The sequence below is a fragment of the Amycolatopsis sp. TRM77291 genome (assembly GCF_054166285.1).
In genome coordinates this window covers 5328794-5344291 of sequence record NZ_JBSZHF010000001.1, presented here as the reverse complement: position 1 = coordinate 5344291, position 15498 = coordinate 5328794, and the positions used below count along the sequence as shown (strand labels likewise).

Genomic DNA, 15498 nt, shown 5'->3' with positions numbered 1-15498 from the left:
CCGCCAGATCTGGGGTACACCACACGGTGGCTACACAAGTACACGTATTAACGTGCTGCTAGCATTTCTGCTAGCAGCACGCTGCTACGGCAACAAGCTGTAAGGCGGGTCGAGGCCTCTGAATGGGTACCGCGACCCACCTGGTCACTTCACCAGCAAGTGGCGCCATGCCTCCTTTCCAAGGTCATACAGCGGCCTGGCAAGGGCGGCAAGGACGAGTATCCAGCGGGGCGGGCGGCAACCTGCCCCGCTGCTCTCGTGACACCACGTTTTGCTGCAGCACGGACCCCTTTGCTTGGCAACTCTGCTCTTTCGCCTGAGCAATGTTCCTCCTGTGACTATCACCCGAGCGTGGCTCGGGAGAGTCGGGGCAGTTCCCGATCTCTTCCCCGAGATCGGTGACTTCAGGACGAAACATGACCTTGCACCGCGGCCGCTCCGGTGCTTATCGAAGCGTACCGAATCGGCGATGCCGCACCGAATTTGGGTCGAAGTCGCAAACCCCTCGCGGGGGCAATGGTGCGTAAACGAACGTTTTCGCACGTCAACGGCTTGGTTGCCGCTTGCGGGCAGGATCTTAGGATCTAATTATTAGAATCTAAGGCTGCAAGTCAACTTTAGACTTTGCAACCTATCCAACTTCTTGTGTCAGCAGACTATGTTGCGTACTAAGCTCGTTACGGGCATAGTTGGCGGGTCTTGTTCGCAGAGTTAAGCCTGATTTATAATCATCTAGTGATGCTTAATGGCTCTAGTGTTACGGCTTGCGTATGTGCTGGAGCTGTTAGAGGTTGGCTAGCTATCTTCGGGGAAGATAGCGTGAGAGCTTGACCTCGGATTCGGGTCGCGTCTCCCAGTGGTCCAGTGAGAGGGGCGTGCGGAGGTCGCTTGCTTGAACGAGGGCTTCCTGGGGGCCGACTGTCTCGGAATCCTGGCTGAAGGATGAGCTGAAGCAGGGATCAGTTCTTCCTGCTGAGGTGTCCGGACCGGGGGCTGGGCGGACGTAGACGATGAGGCCTCGCGGGATCTGTGGTGTCGTAGCGACCTGCTGCTCGACGGTCCGATCCAGTTTCCTGTTAGAGCGGTAGGCCCGCGGGTGCACTAAACCGCCTGGTCATGAGCACCGCAGACCCTGCCGATGCAACGCCCGACTCGGTAGCCGGCAGGCATATGAACAGTCGTCTGGTGGTGGTCGGCTGGCGATCCTCCCGACTCCGTGGTCGCCCTGGTTGCGATGGTCGCCGTTCCTTTACCTTCGTTTCCGTGGGCTCCGCCGTGCCGGCTGCTGTTCGCGCGGCTGGGCTCCGCCGTGCCGGCTGCTGTTCGCGCGGCTGGGCTCCGCCGTGCCGGCTGCTGTTCGCGCAGCTCATACGCGCATGGCCGCTGACCGGCGCCGTTTCAAAGGTCATGTCACGAGACGGTCACGACCAGGGTGAACACTCTTGCGAAGTGTCCTACTTAAGTGTCTAATAGACATGTAAATAGGACGGCCGCCAAGGAGGCGACGAGACCAGGGCACGGCGTCCCTGCGAGTCGATCACCACGGTGTCTTTTGACGTGTCCCCGTGGCGGAGATCTCGCAACGGCGAGGGTTACGCGTTTCGATGCCAGTTCGCAACTGGTCTGAATCGCTGCCAGTCAACCACTTTCGCGCACGAAACGGAGTACCGCCATGACTATGTCTCTGATCGATTGGTCTGTCCGTATTAGTGCCATGGCGGACGCTCTGTCCGTTCCGGACGGCGGTTTTTCTGTCAATCCTGACGACGGTTCGGACGTCCGTACTGGCTTTGCGGTTGCCGTGCACCCGGAATGTGAACAAGTTTTCGACGGTCCCGTGACTAGCAGCGATCTTCACGAATACATCGCGCAAGCAAAAGACGCTCTCTCGCTGCCTGGTCGGATTCTCGGCGGGTGGCGCGATCCTGCGACCGGTCGCGTCTACCTGGACGTTTCTGTCGTGACTGTGGGCCTGTCCGAGGCAATGGCCCTTGCGCGGGAAACCGTGCAGCTCGCCATTTTCGATTTTTCCGCCATGGAATCCATTCCGGCCACGGTCGCGGCGTGAATCGCGGGGTGAAAACTGATGAGTGCAGTCATTGTCATGATCAGCAATGGGCAAGCGCGACGGATCGCGTCCGATTGGCACGGCGGTATGTCGTCCGCTCTGTATTCCCTCGCGTCATCGGGTGCGATTGACCTTGACCGCGTACGGGACGAAATCTCCCGTGAGCTGTGGAAATTGGACGTCGGGGAAGTGCGACGAGAATTGCTCGCCCTGGGCAAATATGTACGAACGGCCGGCGCGCGTCCCGTGCAATCGGGATGGTCCCGCTTGTGGGACGACTCGCCGGTGACCGTGAATCACACCTAAGGGGACTGAATTGTCATGCCTGCCCCCAGCGACCACCCATGGTTTCGGGCGCACCCCGTGAGCCACGAAAACATCGTGTGGCACTGGGAACAGGCCACACTCGACGAAACCGCGCAAGGAATGCGCTGGTATGCCGACGCGTACCACGTGGCAACCGTCATCGCGAACGGTGACGCTCACCTCGGCGCCGGAATGCTCGCGATTTACTCGCCGCAACAGGGATGGATCGGCAACGTCCTTAATGCCGCTCGCGTATTGCGCGAGGGTAAGGGAATCGGCGGGCCCGGTTCCGGAATGTTCGCCACGACCGGCCAGAAACGCGCGGCTGATCGGCTGCTCGCCGGTGAGCAGTATGAGGATATTCTGAACGGTCCGAAAATCCGCGACTTTGCCCACCTTATCGAGTTCGGCGGAGATCAAGATCCGGATGACCCGCGCGTGGTGATCGATCGGCACGCGCTGTCGGTGGCGCACGGTCGCGCGCTCACCTCCGAGGAGTACGACTCGGCGCCGGTCAACGGGTTCCGCCGTAAGGACGGATCGGTTTCCCGCCGGCAGTACGACCACGTGGTCAGGCTGTACCGCCGTGCCGCGGAGCTGATCTCCGCACGCGGGGGAGAACGCGTCTCGGCGCACCAGGTGCAGGCCGTGACCTGGTTGGTCCGTCAACGACTCAACCAGGAAGCCGAGCAACGGCGCGGCCGCAACCGGCTGGACAGGGGACGCAACCATGCCCGCGCGAATTCCGAACGCGCGTGGAACGAATTCCGGACCGTCTACCTGCCTGATCTGGCCACGTGCCCCGGAACGGGCTACCAGTCGGCTGCCTAAGTGAGGTCTCACGATGAATGACACGCAAAACTGTTCGATTCCGACAACTGTTATTCGGGTCGGTGACCTTATCTTTCTGGACAGCTTCTCCGGTCTCGTACCGGCCAAGGTGACCGGGTATACCCCGCGCGGCGAAATCTCCGTTTTGGTCACCGCGACTCGGGGTGCTTACCGACTTGGCGAACACACCGCGTTCACGCCGAGCGGTTGTGTCCCGCGCGCACACGTGCGCGTGCGGACTGGACAGTTCCGCATCTTCGGCGCGTGGACCTTTGACGGACTGCGCGAGGAATTCCAACCGCGCTGGGCCTGAAACCCGCGCACCTTCCCACGTCCTACCGGCCAACGCCAAGGGAGAGAACATGTCCACCGAAACGGACACGGCCAACGTCGTAGAGCTCCACTTTCAGTACGCCCAAAACGGCTACGTGATGACTGACGACACCTACGGCGAACAGGACGCCGATAGCGCGGTCGCTTTCACTCGTGACGGGTGTGCGTTCGTCGCCTGCGAACGCGCACCGCGCGGACGCTGGCGCATCGATTCCACCGACGGGGCGCCCGTTCCGGTGCCGCTGTCCGCGTACCGCTACCGATTTTCGGACCTCGCCGACGCTGCGGAGTACGTCGCCAAGAAGTGCGGCGCCACCGTCCGCCGCGTCGATTCCTGGATCTAGCAACAACGGTCCGCGCACCCCCGGACATGTCACCGATAACCAGCCGCGTGTCTCGGCGCCCGTTCATGACGGGCGCTGCGCAGCTCTCACCGCGCGCAATGGTTGCAACGGCCCTTTTTCTGTTGCGGATTGTTCGACTCGTCCGCGTGCACGTCATCACCACCGTTTCCCGAATGAGCAAAGGAGTTCACCATGTTCGTGTACGGCGTTTCCCTCACCGATATTCACAGTGTCGTCCGCGACGTGTCCGGCGCGCTCTACGACGGAAACATCACCGTGCGCACGGGCGAGGATCGCAGCAACCGTGCCGGTCCCCGCGCCACGTTCACCCTCCGCGCCACCGACACAGCGGGTTGTGGCGCCAAGGGCAGCGCCTACGCGTTCGGCAAGGGCACCGGACCGAACGGCAGGCGCCGCACCATCTCCGCGTGCTGGCACGCCCACCACGACGTGCTGGCCGAATCGTTCGCCCGATTCCCGGCCGCCCGCGTGGTCACCGCGATAGCCACCTACACCGCGCCCACCTTCCGGGAACGCGCGCTGGCCACCGCGTACCTGAACGTCGGAAGCCAGTTGTACCCGGTGACCGCGCCGGACTGCTGCGAATGCGACCACACCGACTACGTCGACACCTTCGACCAGGTCGCCAGCGCCGGTTACGTCGACGACTCCGACTGGATGCCGTCGGGCGACGCGATGCGCCCGAACACGGACGTTGACTACTTCCTTGATCAGCTCGACCGCGTGCTCGCCGAACAGTGACCCCCTTTCCCCCACCTCCACACATTTACGCAATTCGACCGACGAAAGCGAGCACCACGATGACCACCGACCACTCGACCACCCTGGACGCGCTGCGCGCGGAGCTCGAACGGGAACGCGCACGGGCCGAGTCCCTGGAGACGGTGAACCGTGTGCAGGCTGGCAGCCTCACCGGCCTGGCCAGGCTCGCGGAGGAACTCCGGTGCCAGGTTGCCGACCTGCACGACGACGCGCTGAGCTCGAACCCGATGCCGGTGCAGGGCCTGCGCAACGTTACCGGCCGCATGAACGGCTTGGCGGACACCTTGAGCCGCGCGGCACGCGGCTACTCCGGCGCCCGGACCACGGACATGATCTACCCGACCGTGGACGACGACCTCCGCGCACACGGGTGGACGCCCCGACCGGGCCGGGGCCTGGACGGCGTGTTGCCACCGATCCCGATCACCGAGCTGGGCGACCGGCGCGGCTATGCGCGCGGCTGGCATCGCGGCCCGCAGTGGATCACGTTGTGGTTCACCGGGCCGTGCGCACTGGCCTACGCGGACAGCAGCGACCACGGCCGGCTCACCGACGTCGACGCCGTGTGCGCCGTGATCACCTCCCGCCGACCGTTGTCCGCGGACGCACTGGCCGAATGGGCTGCGGCCCGGCAGGAAGCCCACACCGCGCCGTTCGATGCCTCGTACGTCCGGGTGTTCGCGCACCTGCGGTCGTCCTGGGGTGGGGGCCTGGTCGTCGATGATCAATGCGACGAACACGGCGCCCCGCACCCGACGGGTCCGGTAAGCGCTCCGTGTGGGCCTGCCCGAACGACCCCGATTTCCGGCTCTACGTCTGGGGCATCGGGAACGAACCGGCCCACGTCCGCTACTGGGCCGGGCCCGTGGTCGACATGGCGCACCTTGTCCAGGTCACCGGCCACTGCCGCTGACCTTTTCGCACCTCCGGTCGGCCGTCCATTGATGACGGTCGGCCAGTGCCCGGCTCCCGCCGCATCCGCGTTGTCGACCGCGCCGCCAACCACCAAATTCGCCGCGGTCATCCCCGCGCCTGGCACGCCGGCGACGCCTTCCACGCCCATGCCTGGCCGACACGGTCTGGCTCGACCCCGTTCCGAGGTGAACACCATGCCCATCGACGAACCCATGACCGCAATTCCGTCCGAGATCGACGAAGAGCTCGCCCGGCTCGACATCGAGCACACCAAGGCCAACGACACCCTCAAGGGGCTCACCGCCCGCGTTCGGCGCCTGGTGAACGACGGCATGGCCGAGTACGCGACCGAGTTGCGGCCCCGAATCGAACAGGCTCGCCAGACCATCGCCGAGTGCGAGGAAGCGGCACGTCCTCTTGAAGCTGAGTTCGCACGCCGGGACGGCTGGACCCGTGCCTGGCTGGTCCTCAACACGGGTGGCCACGTGCACCGCACCATGGCGTGCCGCACCTGTTTCCCAGCCACCCGATTCGCCTGGCTCACCCAGCTCTCCGGGCACGACGAGACCGAGATCGTTGAGCAGGCCGGCAAGGCCGCGTGCACCGAGTGCTACCCCAGCGCGCCGGTCGACGTCCGCAACCGGCCCAGCCGGATCAAGACCCCCGAGCAACTCGCGCGGGAAGCGGAGAAGGCCGAACGCGCGAAGGCAAAAGCTGCGAAATCGATCACCGCACCGGACGGAACACCTCTGCGCACCAAGCAGTACGGGCAGATCGAGACCGAGTTCACCGCGCGGCGCTCCTACATCGACGCGTTGTCCTACGCCCGGCTCCTTGCCAAGCGCAACGTGGCGTTTCACCGCGACATCATCGCCGAGTACCACGAGGATGCGCAGCTCATCCTGGCCGCGCTTGCCGCCAAACACAGCCGGACCGTGGACGACCTGCGCGCCGAACTGGCGCCCAAGGTCGAAGCCAAGTGGAACCGCGAATACCGCAACTGGGGCTAATCGCTCCTCGTCAGGCATCCCGTTCTCGCGAAAGGGCTCAACCGATGCCGCCCGTGCCGGGGTGACCGTCCTCAGCGGCGGCAGCCTCGGCGTTGACGAAGCAGCGCACCGCGGCGCACTGGCCACAGACGGCAGGACGATCGTCGTGCTCGCCAACGGGGTCGACCGGACCCATCCGCACCAGCACGCCCGGCTCTACCAGGCGGTGATCGAGCAGGGCGGGTTGCTGGTCAGCGAGTACCCGATCGGCACACGACCGACCCGCATCCGGTTCCACGCGCGGTGCCGGCTGTTGGCTGCTCTCGCCGCGGCGACCCTGATCGTCGAGGCAGGGCAGCGCAGCAGCTCCCTCGCCGTCGCCCGAGCCGCTGGCGAGCTCGGCCGCCGGGTCTACGGCGTACCCGGACCGATCCACTCCGTCACGTCAACGGGCGTCAACGAGTTGCTGCGCACCGGCGCCGCCACCGTGGCCAGCTCGGTCGAGCACATCAACTACCAGGAGGGAGTGCGATGATCGGCCCGGACGCCTTCCGGGCCGCTCTGGCCGCCCTCGACCTGCCGCCCGAGTGGCAGGTCGAGGTGGCCATTCGTCCGCGTCGCCATAACTCCGCCATCGAGATCAAGCCGGGTGGCGCGGTCGCGATCCTGATCTCGCCGACGGCCGACCCGGAGCAGCTTGCCGCATTCGTCAGCAGCCGTCGCCGATCGATCGCCGATAAGGTCCACACTGCCATGCGCCTGGCTCCAGACTTCGCGGTCAAGGAGTTCGTCGATGGCGAGAAGTTCGACCTGCTCGGCCACCGCTACCGGCTCCAGCTCGTCGCCGCACCGCCCGTGGAGTTCGACCAGCTTCCCGCGATCACGTCGGACGGTGTCCTGTACGCGCGAAAGCAGCGGCCAGAACTGGTCCGCCGGGCGGTGATCGGGTTGTACCGGGAAGTGGGCTGGCGTGGGCGCGCCGCGTGGGCCGCCAATACGAGGTGGACGGTCGGATCACCGGCCTCACCTACGCCGTGCGCGACCTCGGCCGGCGCCGCTGGGGCCTCTACACCGGGCCGCCCAAGCACACCACGACGCTGCACTGGGCCGTGTTCGGTCTGCCGCTCCGGTTGATCGAGTATGTGCTCGTCCACGAACAAGCCCACGCCCCCCAGCCCAGCGGGGCAGCTCATGGCCGCGCCTGGAAGCGGCGGATGTACCTGTGGATGCCCGACTGGCAGCACCGCAAGGCTGAGCTTGCGGAGGTCGGCAGGCACTCCTGGCTCGGAGACCGGACGCCAGGCGTGCCGTCGACCTAGCCGGGAGCAGACAACTGGCGGACGACCTTGGCGCGACCGGAGGTTGCCCGCCATCACCAGATGTCCTAGACGGAGGAATGATAGACATGTGTGATACACACGACGAAACAACGAAGGTTCATCGTGAGCAGCACGGTGAATCGCTGCGAGAGAGGCTCCCCGATGGGCGACCCCGAGGAAGTCCTTCAGCTTCGCGCCTGCCGAACCGAGGTCGAAGGGGTCAAGAGGGAACTCGACGACGCGCGCAAGCAACAGGCCGAACTCGAGGACAAGATCAGCGGTCTCTTGGCCAAGCAACGAGAAGCGCGGAAGAAGCGGCGTGAGGCCGTCCTCGCCGCGGACGCTGCCGGAGTTCCGCGGTTGAGGATCTCGAAGGAAGTCGGGATGCAGCGCAGCAACGTGTACAAGCTCCTTGAAGGCGATGCCGGGGACGAATCGTAAGCCTATGAGGTCGTCGAGAATCCGATCTACAGCTCTTGATCGCGTATGGTGCGCAGGGCTGTGGCCGGAATATCGAAGACGAACGGGAGATCCTCGGACGAGGTCAGCCAGCGGGTGCTGACCGCGACCACCCCGTCCGCGGACTCGCCGACCACGACGTCGACGGTGACGGTGACCGGGAACTTCGTGTCCGGAGTCACCGCTTCGTGGTTGCCGAAGTAGGGGACTTTGCCGATCAGCTGGTGCGGGCGGCCGTACGCGTCGGTGAACTCGACGAGGATCACCCCCGGATAGTCGTCGTCCAGCAGGACGATCGCCTCCGCGTCGAACTCGCACAGCTCTCCCACGAGGAAGACGGCGACAGGCCGCACATCGGACAGGTCGACCTCGAAGGTCAGCAGGTCGTCCGCGGGGTCCCGGCCGGGGATGTGGTGGGCCCGCACGGTGAGCACCTCCCCGTCGACCGCGACCACGGTGCCCCGGATCGCGACGTCGATCGGGTACTCGGCGTCCGGTAGGAGCGGGTCGTCACTCTCGAAGAAGTAGGTCTTGTGGACCAGCCGATGGACTGTGCCGTGCCGGTCGGCCAGCTCCACCTCGACCAGACCAGGCTGCGGCTCGTCGTCACACCAGCGCACAGCGACCGCCGGCACATCACACTCGTCGCCTTCCCCCATGATGGCCAGGCTAACGGAGACGGCCTCGGCGTGATGCAGAAGAAACTTGTTGGCGAGTTGGCACGACTGGCTGCGAAAGCCAGGCACGGTCGTAGCCGACCAACATGCACCCGTGAAGTGCCGCTGACCCGATGGGATCGGAAAACCGCGCTACGGAACCATCCCTCGACCGACCCCTCTCATCGTTACCTGCCTCAACCTCGGAGACTTCAACCGCAACATCGGCGACTGGCACAACCTCTCGACGAACGGAGGATCAGTAGAGAGCTGTGATATGACGAACGTTAGGCTATGTGATCGTGGACAAGCGGCTGCGATGGTTCGACGAGGGTGCACCCAAGCTGCGGAAGGTGCTTGACCGGCGCGGCCTGGGTAACAAGCTCCTCGGAAACAACGACTACTACGCTTGCCCGTGTTGCCTTGTGGCGTATCCACGCGAAGCGGTAGCTGCTGGCCTCCTAACTATCGAAGATGTACCCCCGAAGAGTGTTGGTGGCAGCCCCCTGCTGCTGACGTGCAAACGATGTAACAACACTGCGGGCACCGCCTTCGACTCACACGCGGCGACAAGATCTGACGCCGACGACTTCATGCGCGGAAGGGTCACCGGACGCGCTCTCCCGATGACGTCCTACGTTGACGGCATTCCGCTTAGGGGCACGGCACAGTGGACAGAGAACGGCGTCCAGCTTTTTGGAGTTCCGAAACAGAACGATCAGAGGAAGCAAGTTGCACACTTTGAAGCCCTTGATGCCTACGTCGAGAGCCAAAATCCCAAACCTAACCATTCCTTCACAGTGCATACTCGCTTTGATGAAGCACGAGCCCGGATCTCATGGATTCGTGCCGCATATTTGGCGGCCTTTGCGGCTTTGGGATGGAGCTACATCTTCCGAGACGTGATGGATCAGTACAGAGAGCAACTCAAGCAGCCAGGGACCGAAATTCTGCCGACTTACATTCTCCGCGACCCCGACGCTCCGCCCGAAGGAAGGCGGTTGCTGCTGGTGGAGCAGCCGGATGAGCTTCGGTGTGTAGCCGTCGTCATGGGTGACCATACGGTGTTTTTGCCTGGCCTGTTTCGCTCCATGACGTGCGACGAGTTGGTTGAGGCGTTTGCTCGTCGACAGGAGGATGGCGATCGGCTCAGTGTGCACTTCAATGGGAAAGAGATCGCATGGCCCAGGCGGGCGACGTATTTTTTGGATTAAGGATGGAGCTTTTGAAGTCTTCCGTACCGGCCTGCGGTAGCCGAGAGCGACTCACATGTGCTGTTCGGCCAGACAGGCCATAGCCTGTCTGGCCGAACGCGGCATCGACGTAGTCCGCGCTACGTAACCGAGTGCGAGCTCGGCACGCTCTCCCTCTGCCAGCTTCTCTGGAACCGCCAAGGCTAGCAGAACAGCCTACGCGCGGTTGCTCGGCGAACTGGTCACCCTTCCTTCGAGCGCCCTTGACCGCGCAGGGTGTTTATCTCCTGGCGTTCCCTGGACGAATGCGCACGCATCGTGAGTTTGCCAGGGTTTCTGTTGTCGTACTCTCGAAGTAGAGAGTACAAGCCGGGCACTTGCTCCTTGGGCATCAGCATCCACACCCTGGGCTTTATCGGCTCCTCCATCTGCTTGGGCATCGTTTCCTTGATGAACTCGAGCACGCTATCGAGGTTCGACAACAGGTGCTCTGACATACGCAAGGAGTCAACGTTCGTGGAGAGTCGCCCCAACCCTTTCTTGATCGCATCTGACCCGCCGTCGACACGGAACACATCGAGCGGATCCGCAGCGCGTTCCGACCTGGAACCGGTCCGCGGCACATTGGGAGTGCTCGGGCGGGCCGCTATCAGGCAAGCGATCCCGATCACTAGCACCAAGGCGCTCGCAATGGACTCGACCGTGTCTTTGTCGGACCACAGGTGCGGTGTAACGGCAAAAAATACGATACCCGCGAGGGCGACCACGAAGAAAAGCGCTCGCACTGGAGTGGACCGAGCGCGCCGCAGCACCAGCCTTACCTCGTCGAGGGCCGGGCGTACCATTGGGTTGCGCAGGACTCGAAACTGTGGCAGTAGAAGCAGACGTGGTGCGGTGTCCGATGGAGCTGTGGCGGCGTGGAGCACCATAGCGGGCGCCCAGGTGAACAGCCACAACCACAACACGCTCCCGGCGGCCGCCGGGACTTGGCCGGTGATGATTTCGCCGATGAGTGAAAGCGCAGCGCCGAGGCCGCCGAACGCGGCCAGCAGCGAGACCACCCAAACGACGGCGACACCGCAGTAACGAGCGATCCTGCTGCCACCAGCGGAATGTGGCATCGCAGAAAGCAGCAGAAAGGTCACCGCCGGAGCCGCTATGCACGCTGCGAATACGAGGCCGGACGGCCGTGGCGCATTAACTGCCATCCGGACTAGCAGCCCGATGACCCCTAGTGCCATCATCTGGCCGATGCGTAGCATCCATCGCATCCGCCCAGGAAGCGAGCTTGCTGAAGCGTTCTGGGCGACGCCGTAAAGAACGTGGTTGAGTCGATGAGGCTTGGTCGAGGCGCGCAGCATCCGTATCTGGTTCGCGCCACTCAACCCCTGGTAGATCGCCGGAGAAGCCGCGAGTTGTGTTACCAATCGGTCGGTGAGGCCGGTCTCGTCCTCCAGTTGAATCACATAGTCGGTGACAGCGGCGGCGACTTCGCAGGATGTCAAGGGGAGCAGTTCGATGGCGTCGGCTCGGTCACGGTTGGCGCCGGCCGCGATCGCGGTGAGTACCAGGGTATCGGCCTCGACCATGACTGCATTTGCCCGCTGATCCGCCGTCTCGTCGAGAAGTCCGTCGCGGAGCAAAGTGAGTGACGCGAGTGACGCGGGTGGCCAGTTGAAGCTGCCGGGCGTTGGCAGATCACCGTCACCGGCCAGAGCTTCAACGCTAGTGACGACGTGCTCCATCGACCCGATGTCCAGAGCGAGTCTTGTCCGGACCGACGCGACGACCTTTTCCCGGAGGGCACCACAACCGCCGCGTAGTGCGGCGACGACCACTGGATGCCAGCGCGGATCATCCAGGAGAGGGTCCACGTCTACTGTCGCCGCGATTTGGCACAGGTGTTTGCCGGCCAGGTGGTGGTGGATCGCTTCATGTGCGAACCGGAAGCCGGTCGCACTCGTTCGACCGAGACCAGGGTGGGTGAGAGTTTCGGCGATCTGGATGTCTGGCGCTGCCTTGCTGGGCTCATCGATCGCGAGATATGCCAACTGGCTGGCGTCGGCTACGTCAGTGTCCCGTCGCAGCAGTGTCGTGATGATCTCATCGAGCACCTGGTGTCGGGTGGCGCGCAGCTCATCCCGTGTCAACGAGATGCCCAGCAGGCTGAGTAGCAACGGGTTGCCCGCGATATCGCTTATACGTGGGTCATGCCGCAGCCATCGCAGAACCCCGGGGTGTGTGTGCCCTGTGGCGCTGAGAAGTTGTCGCTGTTGTTTTGACGTAAGTGGTGCCATTGCGAAGGCTGACGACTTGGGCACCGAGTTGCGAGTAGCCACGATCGCGCAGTCGTCCCTGCTGATGACGAAGCTGCGGACCGCCTGCACGTACTGCTCGGCCTGCGAGGGGGTGAGCCCCTCGTCGAGATCGAACACGAATAGCCAGGACGGTTGCGCCGGTGCTTGCTCGAGGTACTGGGCTAAGTTGTCTGCCTTGCCCGGCACCGAGGCGGTCAAATGATCCTTGATCGTGTCTTCGTCTATTCGGCCGTCGGGTAGATCCTCGGCACGGACGTCGACGTATAGCGCCAGTCGACGGGGTCGTCTCTCAGCCCGTTCGCAGACGGCCGTGACGATCGAGCGCAGACCGACGGTCTTGCCCGTTCCCGCGGGCCCTGTCAGGATGACGAGCTTGCCTGGCGGCCTGCGTCCCAGTCGCCGCAACCTGCTCCGCCTTCTGCCGACGGCGTCGAGCTCTACTGTTTCGTGGACCCGTCCCGTCGGATCTGGCGGGTACGTCAGTCCGTGAACGATCGACGCGATCGCCTTCAACATCTGGTGATTCGGCGCACGGGTGCGAGCCACTATGCTCACACCCACGCCACAGAGCAGAACGCCGAAAACAGCTATGCCTCCACGCACGGCCGAACCAGCGGAAAGTAGCGGCGCGTGTTGACCCGCCAACGAGACGACGGCGCCCGCAGTGGTGAGGAAGCCGAACAGTGCCAGGCCCCAGCCGGCCCCCAGCCTGACGGATTGGCGACCGCGCAGACTGAGAAAGAAACCGAGGATTCCCGCGAAGCCGGATACCACGCTCACCAAGTCAGGCCAGCTCTTCAGCACGTCCAGCGGCACCTCAACACCTCCAACGAGCTCGTGAGAGTAGTCGAACGTTACTAGCCCCCAGTGGGCTGGGCCTCCAGTCAGCCGAGCGATCGAGCCCCCATACGTCGGATTCACATGCCACTTTCGATCACTGAGGCCGTCGCGGGTTTGACTGTTGCATCGTCGTCTAGGTGACTCATATTGTCGAGGCGCAGGTGATCGGCAAACCGGTGGTCCATACTATCGGACCCGTACCGATGGCGAATCGGCCTATCGTCAATCGCGTCGCTCCGAGCCGGATCCCGGTACTGCAGGCGCGCCTGGCGGTGCTATCTCGGCACCGCTACTCCATCGTCACTCCCTGACTTTCAGGGCTTCACCTGCGACACGGAAACGTGCACGTTCCTTTGACTATGCGGCGTGCAGAAGCTCGTCCTGTGGCGAGGTGACCTGGAAAAGTTCCACTGCATCTGAGAAAAGACCACGCACGTATCATCATTAGGTGCGGAAGATGTAATGTTCCCTCGGAAACTACAATAAAGCCTAATTAACTGGTGGAGTGTAGGTATTCGAACGTGGAGGTATTCCTCCGCGTTGGGTTGGTCTGGGCCAGGGTGCTATGCAGGTGTGGTGCTTTGTGAAGTCGTTCTTGTGCGTCATGCGGCGTCTGTTCATCCGACCTCGGATGGTCCTGGTGAGCTGCGTCGTCCGTTGACTGTGGATGGGGTGATGGCTGCTCGGCGGCTGGCGAGTGAGCTGGTGGCGTTGAAACCGACTGCGGTGGTGTCGAGTCCTTACTTGCGGGCGGTGCAAACTGTCGAGCCTGCAGCGCGGTTGGCGGGACTGGAGGTGGTGACCGGTTGGGAGCTGCGCGAGTGGGATTCGGGGCTGGAACCGACTCCGGATTATGCGGTGCATTATGCCCGGAGCTGAGCTGATCCGGACCTGGCCCTTCCAGGTGGTGAGAGCTTGCGGCAGTTGACAAGCCGTGCTGTTGCGGCGGTTGAAGTCGTTGCGGATCGGCATGCAGGTGGTGTGGTGGTGATCGGTAGCCATGGCACGTTCGTGTCGCGGCTGCTCGTGGGGCTCGGGTTGGAGATTGGTTGGCCGTTTTCGCGTGATATGCCGATGCCCGCGGTTTATCGCGTGCGATGGGGCCGTGGCGACGTCGCTGCCGCCGTCGAGGGGCCGGGGGTGTTCTGGAGTGGTTGATGATGTGCCGTGATTGTGTTGGTGCGGGCGTGGAGGTAGGCGGTCCAGTCGTGTTGGGCGTAGTTGGCCCAGGCGATGGCGGTGTTGATGTTGAGGTTGAGTAGGTGTGCGAGGACGGCGGCGGGGATGTCGGCGGCGAGTGCTGCGAGTGCGGCGCTGCGGGCTCGGCGGAGGTGGACGGGCAGGTGCGCGCGGAGCGTGCGGTAGAGACCGTCGCGGGCGGGTCGTCCGGGTAGCCCACCGGGGAACAGCCAGCGGTGTTCGTCGCGGGCGAGCATGCCGGTGCCGGTGCCGGTGCCGGTGCCGGTGCCGTGGTCGCGTTGGTCGCGCAGCAGGGCTGCGACGGCTGCGGGGAGCAGGAGCCGGTGGTCGGCCAGCTGCAGCCAGTCGTTGCCGTCGGGGTCGGTGTGGATGTCGTGGTGTTGCAGGGTGGTGATGCGGCTGAGGGGGAGCCCGAAGAGCAGGACGAGGGCTCCGGCGGCGCGGACGGCTGTGGGCAGGGCGGTTTCGTGCAGGCAGCGGCGTAGTTGTGTCCAGCGGTCGTCTTCGGTGATCGGTGCGAGGCTGTGGTGGTGGGGTTTCTTCGGGATGGTCACGTCACCGGTCAGGTGGTGTTGCCGTGCCCAGTAAAGGAATTCCCGAGCCGCGTAGGTGGAGTAGGTCGGCGTCGCGGTCAGCCACTGGTCGATTTTCGCCTGGGTGATGGTGGCGAGGGTGAGGTGCTGTTCGTCGAGCCAGGTCAGGAAGTTGAGGGTGGCGCGGACGCGGGTGCGGAGCCAGTTGCCCGCGGCGGGGGTGAACGGGCGGATTCGGGCCCGGTGGCGGGCGCGGCGTAGCAGTGTCCAGTGCACGTAGGTTTCGACGAGATGTGCCCGCTCCGGTGGGTGTTCGCGTAGGAGGTTGTCGAGCCAGGGGACGAGGCGTTCGAGGTAGTCGGCGCGGTCGGGCAGGACCTTGGTGTGGATGAGGGTTTGACGTAATCGGTG

The 15498-nt window shown here is 64.0% G+C and carries 14 protein-coding genes and 1 pseudogene; 12 read left to right on the top strand and 3 right to left on the bottom strand.

Annotated features, from left to right (window positions below; translation table 11 throughout):
- The first annotated feature begins 1672 nt into the window (after positions 1-1672).
- From ACXIZN_RS24720 to ACXIZN_RS24675, 10 genes are all read left to right on the top strand, one after another.
- Positions 1673-2068, top strand: coding sequence for a hypothetical protein (locus tag ACXIZN_RS24720; RefSeq protein WP_457957119.1), 396 nt, complete (start codon positions 1673-1675; stop codon positions 2066-2068).
- A 363-nt stretch (positions 2069-2431) separates the two neighbouring features.
- The gene (locus tag ACXIZN_RS24715; RefSeq protein WP_457957118.1) at positions 2432-3205 is read left to right on the top strand and encodes a DUF7178 family protein; all 774 of its coding nucleotides are present in this window, start codon (positions 2432-2434) and stop codon (positions 3203-3205) included.
- Between the two features lie 13 nt (positions 3206-3218).
- Complete coding sequence (locus ACXIZN_RS24710) at positions 3219-3518, top strand: hypothetical protein (protein ID WP_457957117.1); 300 nt, start codon at positions 3219-3221, stop codon at positions 3516-3518.
- A gap of 49 nt (positions 3519-3567) precedes the next feature.
- Positions 3568-3882: a hypothetical protein gene (locus tag ACXIZN_RS24705; RefSeq protein ID WP_457957116.1), complete on the top strand. Its 315-nt coding sequence runs from the start codon at positions 3568-3570 to the stop codon at positions 3880-3882.
- A 192-nt stretch (positions 3883-4074) separates the two neighbouring features.
- Positions 4075-4644 (top strand): hypothetical protein, encoded by a 570-nt coding sequence (locus tag ACXIZN_RS24700; RefSeq protein ID WP_457957115.1) that lies wholly within the window; start codon positions 4075-4077, stop codon positions 4642-4644.
- Positions 4645-4703: 59 nt separating this feature from the next.
- On the top strand, positions 4704-6590 hold the full coding sequence (locus ACXIZN_RS24695) for a hypothetical protein (protein WP_457957114.1): 1887 nt from the start codon (positions 4704-4706) through the stop codon (positions 6588-6590).
- The gene (locus ACXIZN_RS24690; protein WP_457957113.1) at positions 6493-7104 is read left to right on the top strand and encodes a DNA-processing protein DprA; all 612 of its coding nucleotides are present in this window, start codon (positions 6493-6495) and stop codon (positions 7102-7104) included. The genes ACXIZN_RS24695 and ACXIZN_RS24690 overlap by 98 nt, the downstream gene beginning before the upstream one ends.
- Entirely contained in the window at positions 7101-7703 is a 603-nt protein-coding gene (locus tag ACXIZN_RS24685; RefSeq protein ID WP_457957112.1) for a YgjP-like metallopeptidase domain-containing protein, read from the top strand. The genes ACXIZN_RS24690 and ACXIZN_RS24685 overlap by 4 nt, the downstream gene beginning before the upstream one ends.
- Entirely contained in the window at positions 7604-7888 is a 285-nt protein-coding gene (locus ACXIZN_RS24680) for a M48 metallopeptidase family protein (RefSeq protein ID WP_457960592.1), read from the top strand. Before ACXIZN_RS24685 ends, ACXIZN_RS24680 begins: the two co-directional genes overlap by 100 nt.
- A gap of 162 nt (positions 7889-8050) precedes the next feature.
- The gene (locus ACXIZN_RS24675) at positions 8051-8329 is read left to right on the top strand and encodes a hypothetical protein (protein WP_457957111.1); all 279 of its coding nucleotides are present in this window, start codon (positions 8051-8053) and stop codon (positions 8327-8329) included.
- Positions 8330-8355: 26 nt separating this feature from the next.
- Here ACXIZN_RS24675 and ACXIZN_RS24670 read toward each other — a convergent pair whose 3' ends face one another.
- On the bottom strand, positions 8356-8982 hold the full coding sequence (locus ACXIZN_RS24670; protein WP_457957110.1) for a hypothetical protein: 627 nt from the start codon (positions 8980-8982) through the stop codon (positions 8356-8358).
- Between the two features lie 323 nt (positions 8983-9305).
- On the opposite strand from ACXIZN_RS24670, the gene ACXIZN_RS24665 reads away from it, so the two are divergent.
- The gene (locus tag ACXIZN_RS24665) at positions 9306-10217 is read left to right on the top strand and encodes a hypothetical protein (protein WP_457957109.1); all 912 of its coding nucleotides are present in this window, start codon (positions 9306-9308) and stop codon (positions 10215-10217) included.
- Between the two features lie 221 nt (positions 10218-10438).
- Here the strand turns inward: ACXIZN_RS24665 and ACXIZN_RS24660 are convergent, their stop codons facing one another.
- Positions 10439-13330 (bottom strand): NACHT domain-containing protein, encoded by a 2892-nt coding sequence (locus ACXIZN_RS24660; protein WP_457957108.1) that lies wholly within the window; start codon positions 13328-13330, stop codon positions 10439-10441.
- 597 nt (positions 13331-13927) lie between these two features.
- Here ACXIZN_RS24660 and ACXIZN_RS24655 point away from each other — a divergent pair.
- Positions 13928-14512: pseudogene (locus ACXIZN_RS24655) on the top strand (histidine phosphatase family protein).
- Here ACXIZN_RS24655 and ACXIZN_RS24650 read toward each other — a convergent pair.
- A complete protein-coding gene (locus ACXIZN_RS24650; RefSeq protein WP_457957107.1) occupies positions 14440-15363 on the bottom strand; it encodes a hypothetical protein in 924 nt (307 codons plus the stop codon). The pseudogene ACXIZN_RS24655 and the gene ACXIZN_RS24650 sit on opposite strands and share 73 nt — an antisense overlap.
- Positions 15364-15498 lie beyond the last annotated feature (135 nt).